Genomic DNA, 6,676 nt, shown 5'->3' with positions numbered 1-6,676 from the left:
CGTCTGCAGGGCCACGGACACGCCGCCGTAGGCCAGCCCCCAGACGATCAGCAGGACGGCGCCGGTGACCGCCGTCCGGCCCAACAGCACGAAGAGCGGCATCGCGACCGCCAGGGCGAGGGCGATGGCCAGCACGCTCCGGTGCACCCGGCGCGAGAGCGCCGAGCCGGCGACGAAGTTGCCGATCATGCCCGCCGCACCGAAGCCGAACAGCAACGGGCCGACGTGGCCCTCGTCGATGCCCGACAGCTTCTGCAGCGCCGGGCTCACGAACGTGTAGGCCGAGAAGTGCCCGAACACGATGAGGACCGTCGCGATGATGCCGACCCGCACTCCGGGGTTGCGGAACTGCTCGGCCAGGAGACGCGGCCGGACGGGCTGCGCGGCGACCAGCGCGGGCAGCACGGCCAGCAGCGCGAGCAGCGCGACCAGCGCCAGGGCGCCCAGTGCCGCGAAGGCGGTGCGCCAGCCGGCGAGGTCGCCGACCAGGGTGCCGAGCGGGACGCCGAACACGTTCGCGGCCCCGACGCCGCCGAAGATGATCGCGGTGGCCTTCGGCACCTGCTCGGCCGCCACGAGCCGGACGGCCAGACCGCTGGCGACGGCCCAGAAGCCTCCGATCGCCACCCCGACCACGACCCGGGAGGCCACCAGGACGCCGAAGTCCGGCGCCCCGGCCGAGGCCGCGTTGGCGAGGGTCATCAGCGCCATCAGCCCGAGCAGCAGGATCCGCCGGTCCATCCCCCTGACGAGCACCGGCACCAGCGGCGCCGCGAACGCGGCGACCAGGCTGGGCACCGTCACCATCAGTCCGGCCGTCCCCTCCGAGACCGACAGCGCGGACCCCACCGAGGTCAGCAGGCCGATCGGCAACTGCTCGGCGCTCACCAGCAGGAACGTACCCAGGGCCACCGCGCCGACCGCCGGCCAGCGATTCGCCTTCGGGGCCTCCGGTGCCTCCGGGCCCTTCGCCCGGGGTGAGTTCTGTTCCGCGGTCGCCACGGTACCGTCCCCCTCCATCGATTTGGGAGCGATCGCTCCCAATCACGGAACCCTAGTATGGGAGCGATCGCTCCACAAGCCGGGTAAGGTGAGGACATGGCACGCCCCCGACAGTTCGACGAGCAGGACGCGGTCGTCTCGGCGACCGAGCTGTTCTGGAGACGCGGCTACCACGCCACTTCGGTGCGCGACCTGGGCGACGAGCTGCAACTGACGCCCAGCAGCCTGTACCGGACGTTCACCGACAAGCACACGCTGTTCCTGCGCGCACTGGACCACTACCGGGCCACCGAGTCAGCCCAGGCCGAACAGCGCCTGCACGCGGGCGACCGCCCGGTCCGGGAAGTGCTGCGGGAGTGGATGCTGTGGCTGGTCACCTGCCCGGCGGACGATCAGGACGGCCGGAACGGCCGGGGGTGCTTCGTGGTCAACACGGCCACCGAACTCGGTACCACCGACGACCAGGTCCGCCGGCGGACCGACGCCGCCTTCGAGACCACCCGGCAGGCACTGCGCTCGCTGCTGGCCGAAGGCCGCGACCGCGGCGAACTGCCCACCGCCCTCGACCTCGACGCCACCGCGGAACTGCTGTTCACCACGGTGCTCGGGCTACGGGTACGGGAACGCGCCGGCCACGACCCCGCCCGCCTGACCGCCGCGATCGACGCCGCGGTCCGAACGCTGGGGCCCGCCCCCGGAGAACCCGCCTGACCACACCCACCCGGGTCCGGCACCGCCCCGGTCGGCCCGACGTGACGCGGATGCCCCACGGCTCGACCGGCTCGACCGGCTCCACCGCCCCCCGTGGTCGATAGGCTGCCCGGACGGCGGTGGAACGATCGTGGAGGAACGGCTTGCTGGGCGAGTGGATCAGGGTGCCGGTGGGCGAGGACTCCTCGCGGTGGGCCACCCGCGGCGGGTGCCGACGGGTGCTGCTGGTGGTGCACAACGTCACCTCGGCGACCCGGCTGCTCGATGTCGTCCACCTGTTCCGCGATGATCTGCGCACCCAGCTGCTGGCCACCTGCCCCGGCACTTCCCCCTTCCGCTCCGGAACGCCCGAACTCCTCGACCGGCTGGGCCTTCCGGTCGTCCCGTGGGAACAAGCGCTGGGCCTCGATCCCGACTTGGTGATATCCGCCAGCCTGGGCGGCCAACTCCACCGCTTCACAGGGAAGTTGACGATCCTCTCGCACGGGGTCGGCTACAATAAGAAGCTGGCGACACCGGACACCGGACACCGGACACCGGACACCGGACACCGGGGCCGGGGGCCGGGGCGTTCCCGTGTTCGGGTTGTCGCCGGAGTGGCTGCTCGACGACGGCGGGAGGCCGATCGCGGACGCGCTGGTGCTCTCCCACCCCGACCAGCTCGACCGGCTGGCCGCGGCATGTCCGGAGGCCGCGCACACGGCGGTGCTGGGCGGTGACCCGTGCTTCGACCGGATCCTCGCGGCCCTCCCCCGCCGGGACGCGTTCCGCCGGGCGTTCGGGGTTCGGGTCGGCCAGCGCCTGCTGGTCCTGAACTCGACCTGGAACCCCACCTCGCTGTTCGGTGACGGCGGTCCGGACGACGTGCTGCCGCTGCTGCTGTCCCGGCTGCCGGAACTGCCGCTGGACGAGTACCGGGTCGCGGTGGTGCTGCACCCGAACGTGTGGCACGGCCACGGTCCGGGCCAGGTCCGGCTGTGGCTGGACGGGGCACGCCGGGCGGGGGTGACCCTGGTGGATCCGGTGGCGGACTGGCGGCAGGCCCTGGTGGCCGCGGACGCCGTGGTGGGCGACTTCGGTTCGGTGAGCTACTACGCGGCGGCGATCGGCACCCCGGTGCTGCTGGCCGCGACCGGGCCGTCCGTGATCGACGACGGTTCGCAGGTCGCGGCGTTCGTCCGGTCGGCGCCGAAGCTGGACCCGTACGCCGAACTCGGCCCGCAGCTGGAGGAGTTGATCGCCAAAGGCGAAGTTCCTCCGAGCCCGGCCGAGTTGACGACGTCCGCCCCGGGCGGGTCGGCGGCGCTGCTGCGCGCGCTGTTCTACCGGGTCCTCGGTCTGCCCGAGCCGGCCGCGCCCGCACTGCTGGACCTGCTGCCGCTGCCCGCGCACCAGCCGCCCGCGGTGACGGCACCGGTGCGCGTGCTGACCCGGGTCGGGGCGGACGGTGCGGTGGAGGTGCGGCGTTTCGCGGCCGCCCGCCACGAGCCGGCCGGGCCGGGCGCGGCCCACCTGGTCGTGCCCGAGGACACCCTCGACCCGGGCGCGCTGGCCCTCGCCGACGTGATCGTCCGGCACGGGGGCGCCGACGATCCCCGGCTCGGCCCGCCGGCGCTCTGGGCCGGGCAGACGCTGTCGCGCCACCGCTCGTGCACGCTGGCGGTGCAGGTGACCGGCGCCGGCACCTGCACCGTCCGCCACCGCTCGGGTGCGGAACTGGAGTTGGCGGGTGCCTCCGACGGGATCGACCCGGCCGCGGCGGCCTCCGCGCTGCTGGCCGCCGGGCCGGTGCCGGGGGTGCTGGTGGTCCGTTCCGGCGGCACGGTGCACCGGGTGACGGTCACTGCGGCTCGTTGACGCACAGTTCGCGCAGCACGCCGAGCGGCACCAGGTGGAAGGTCGCGCCGCCGCGCTCCAGCAGGGTGGCCGCCTCGTCCAGCAGCGGCAGTGCGTCCGGCCCGCGCCGCTGCTCGATCAGGGTCTGCGCCAGGTCGGTCAGCGCTCGGGCGAGGTTGTACGCCTCGTCGGTGCCGCGGAAGAAGGCCACCGCCTCCCCGATCGAGGCCGCGGCCTCCTCGAACCGGCCCAGCCCGCGCAGCGCCCGGCCGCGGTGCCGTTGCAGCAGGGCGCGGGCCCGGGGCCGGTGCGCCTGCGCGCTGTCGTCCGCGCCGATGCCGTCGAGCAGTCCGACGGCCCGCTCGAAGCACTCCAGCGCCTCGCCGTAGCGCCACTGGCCCAGCCTCAGCAGTCCGAGCGACTCCACGGCGGTGGCCCGCCCCCGCGGGTCGCCGCCCTCCTCGATGCCGATGGCCGACACGAAATGCTGTTCGGCCTCGCCGTACTCCTTCAATTCCATCAGGGCGAAGGCGAGTTGGAGGTGCATCCGGGCCGCCGTCCGGACTTCGGCACCCGCCGCCCCGGCAGCCCGGACGCCGGCCCGCAGCGCGGGCAGCAGTTCGTCGTGCCGCCCCACCTTCAGCTGGAACGCCCACAGGGCCTCGACCAGTTGGCACACCGTCCCGGGGGCGGCGAACTCCTCGGCGGCGGCCACCGCCTCGACCAGGTTGGGCAGTTCGGCGCCGAGCGCGGCCAGCGCGGCGGCCTCGTCCGGGTACCCGTCGGGGCCGATCCCGGCGTACAGCGGGCCGAAGTGCGGGCGCTGCGGGAGGGCGGCGTGGTCGGCGCCGACGGCCAGCCGCAGGTAGTGCTCGACGGTGCGGTGCACGGCGGTGGCGCAGGCCGCGAGGCCGTCCTCCCGCAGCGCGGCGGCCTCGGCGTGGTGGCGGACGGCCGGGCGGTAGTGGTGCCGACCGTCGAGCGCGGTCTCCAGCAGTCCGGCGGCGGCGAGTTCGCCGAGTGCCCCGGCCGCCTCGGCCTCGGTCAGGCCGGTGGCGGCGGCCGCGGCCCGGGCGTCGATCGCGGGCCACCGGCGCAGCGCGCAACGCCGGTACACCAGTGCGGAGTTCGGGGCGAGCCGGGCGTAGCGGTCGGCGGTCGCGGCCTGGACCGGGTCGGTGAAGGTCTGCCCGGCGAGCGCCTGCGGCACGGCGTCGCCCAGTACGGGTGCGGCGGCGCGCAGCGCGAACGGGGATCCGGCGCAGCGTTCCAGGACGCCGGGCAGGGCGGCCTTGGCGGCGGCCACGGCGTGCTTGCCCGCGAGGTCGGTGAGCAGGCGGCGGGCGTCCTTGTCGGCGAGCGGGCCGACGGCGATGTTCAGCATGTCCAGCCCGGCCAGTGGGCGGCGGGCGGTGACGACGGTGAGCACGCCGGGGGCGGCGGTGAGCAGCGGCCGGACCTGGGCGGCGGAGTGGGCGTGGTCGAGGACGACCAGCAGGCGGCGGGTGGCGAGCAGGGCGGCGAACAGTTCCGCGCGGTCCTCGACGCCGGCGGGCAGGTGGTCGGCGGGGACGCCGAGCCGGCGCAGGAAGCGGCGCAGGACGGTGGCCGGGTCGGCGGTGCCCTGCGGTCCGGCGGCGCGCAGGTCGGCGTACAACTGCCCGTGGGGGAAGCGGTGGGCCTCGCGGACGCCCCAGTGGATGGCCACCGCGCTGGTGCCGATGCCGTCCGGGCCGTGCAGCAGCACCTGTCGGGGTCGGCCGTCGGCCTTGCGTCCGGCTTCGCCGTCGAGTTCGGCGAGCGGCCCCCTGCGGTCGGTGAAGTACCGGGTGGAGGCGGGCAGCAGCCGCGGCACCGCGTTCGCCGGGGCGGGCGCGCCGTCGGCCAGGCCGCCCATCCAGGCGGCCAGCGCTCGGGCCTGCGCCGGGTCGTTGCGCGCCCCCTCGACCATCAGCCGGGCCAGTTCCTCGCGCTGCTCCACCCCCACCGGGGCCTGGACCTGACGCCCGGTCACCCGCTGGGCGAGGTTCCCGACCGACTCCCAGGCCCACTTCCCGGCCTCCCCCGCCACCGCCGAGCCGACCGCGCCCAGCACCCCCGTGACCGCCGTGACCGACAGCGGATCGATCATGCCCCGTACCCCCAGAACCGTGCCCGGCCGGCATCGCTGCCGCCTGCGTGCGCCATCTGACGAGCCCAACCGTAGCCTGCCCACCACGCTCCGTCAGCACGCGTTCTTCCCGTCCCTCCCGAAGGCCCCGGGCACGGGCTCCGCGGAGGGCGCCGGAACCTGGCGGCACGATGGCGCCCGCTCGAAGGATCGCGCTCCGAGCCGGTGTCTCGTCCTGTCCGAACGAGGTTGCGCCGGTGGGCAGTGGGCGCGGAGCGACGGCCGGTGGTCGCGGAGCGGCGGCCTGCGGTCGCGGAGGAGTCCATCGGAAGGAGGCACCGGCGGGGCCGTCCGGCCGTTCGGGTTCGCACGGGTCCCGGTGGCGGTGTCCACTCGACGGCATGAGCGATCTGATCGGCACCTACACGGACCGGCTGCTGCAACTGGCGCCCGACCTCGGGCGTTCCGCCGCCGAGGGGTTCGTCAACGACCTGTACTACGCGGCGCAGCGCGACCTCGACGAGGAGGTGGCCGAGGCGGAACTCGAACGCGAGGAGTGACCGCCCCTCCCCCTTTTCCCTCTCCTGTTCCCGATCGATCGGAGGCGCGGCCTTGACCGCTGCGAAGAAGGAACCGGCGGCCGTGCCGCCGGAGGACGACGACGCCGCGGACGTCGACATGCCCTGGGCGCCGCGGGACCGGGCGTGGTCCGGTGCGAAGGCGGAGTCCCGGGCGCGGGCCTGGGCGGACGGTGATCCGGTCAAGCTGGCCGGCGTGTTCCTGTACCGCAGGCCCGGCGGGAACCCGGCGACCGAGGCGGACTACAAGTTCCCGGTCGCGGACATCGTGGACGGGCGGCCCGAACGGGTCCTGCACGCGGTGCACGCGGCCGCCGGACGACTCAACCAGGCGGCGATCCCGGAGGAGGCCCGGCAGCGGGTGAAGGAGCGCCTGGAGCGGCTCTACCGCTCGGCCGCCGAAGCCTTCGACGACCCGTCGATCCGGGCACCCTGGGGG

At 74.9% G+C, this 6,676-nt stretch carries 5 protein-coding genes and 1 pseudogene; 4 read left to right on the top strand and 2 right to left on the bottom strand.

The genetic code is table 11. The annotated features are described in order from the left end of the window. Window positions 1-1,002, bottom strand: a 1,002-nt coding sequence (locus ACFUEL_RS32190) for an MFS transporter (RefSeq protein WP_380240518.1), incomplete at its 3' end; no start/stop codon positions are given. Between the two features lie 96 nt (window positions 1,003-1,098). Between ACFUEL_RS32190 and ACFUEL_RS32185 the strand changes: the two genes are divergently transcribed. Together ACFUEL_RS32185 and ACFUEL_RS32180 are read left to right on the top strand one after the other, a co-directional pair. Further along, window positions 1,099-1,713 (top strand): TetR/AcrR family transcriptional regulator, encoded by a 615-nt coding sequence (locus tag ACFUEL_RS32185; protein WP_380240516.1) that lies wholly within the window; start codon window positions 1,099-1,101, stop codon window positions 1,711-1,713. A gap of 576 nt (window positions 1,714-2,289) precedes the next feature. Next, complete coding sequence (locus tag ACFUEL_RS32180) at window positions 2,290-3,570, top strand: hypothetical protein (RefSeq protein WP_380240514.1); 1,281 nt, start codon at window positions 2,290-2,292, stop codon at window positions 3,568-3,570. Here ACFUEL_RS32180 and ACFUEL_RS32175 read toward each other — a convergent pair. Next, on the bottom strand, window positions 3,554-5,680 hold the full coding sequence (locus tag ACFUEL_RS32175; protein WP_380240512.1) for a tetratricopeptide repeat protein: 2,127 nt from the start codon (window positions 5,678-5,680) through the stop codon (window positions 3,554-3,556). The genes ACFUEL_RS32180 and ACFUEL_RS32175 overlap by 17 nt on opposite strands. A 380-nt stretch (window positions 5,681-6,060) precedes the next feature. Here ACFUEL_RS32175 and ACFUEL_RS32170 point away from each other — a divergent pair, with 380 nt between their 5' ends. Both ACFUEL_RS32170 and ACFUEL_RS32165 read left to right on the top strand, forming a co-directional pair. After that, entirely contained in the window at window positions 6,061-6,219 is a 159-nt protein-coding gene (locus tag ACFUEL_RS32170) for a hypothetical protein (RefSeq protein ID WP_380240510.1), read from the top strand. Between the two features lie 52 nt (window positions 6,220-6,271). Next, a pseudogene (locus ACFUEL_RS32165) lies at window positions 6,272-6,676 on the top strand (hypothetical protein); the annotation flags it as partial.

Source organism: Kitasatospora sp. NPDC057198, from assembly GCF_042670125.1.
In the GTDB taxonomy this organism is placed as follows: domain Bacteria; phylum Actinomycetota; class Actinomycetes; order Streptomycetales; family Streptomycetaceae; genus Kitasatospora.
The sequence above is the reverse complement of the archived record's forward strand: the minus strand, read 5'-3'. Positions and strand labels throughout refer to the sequence as shown.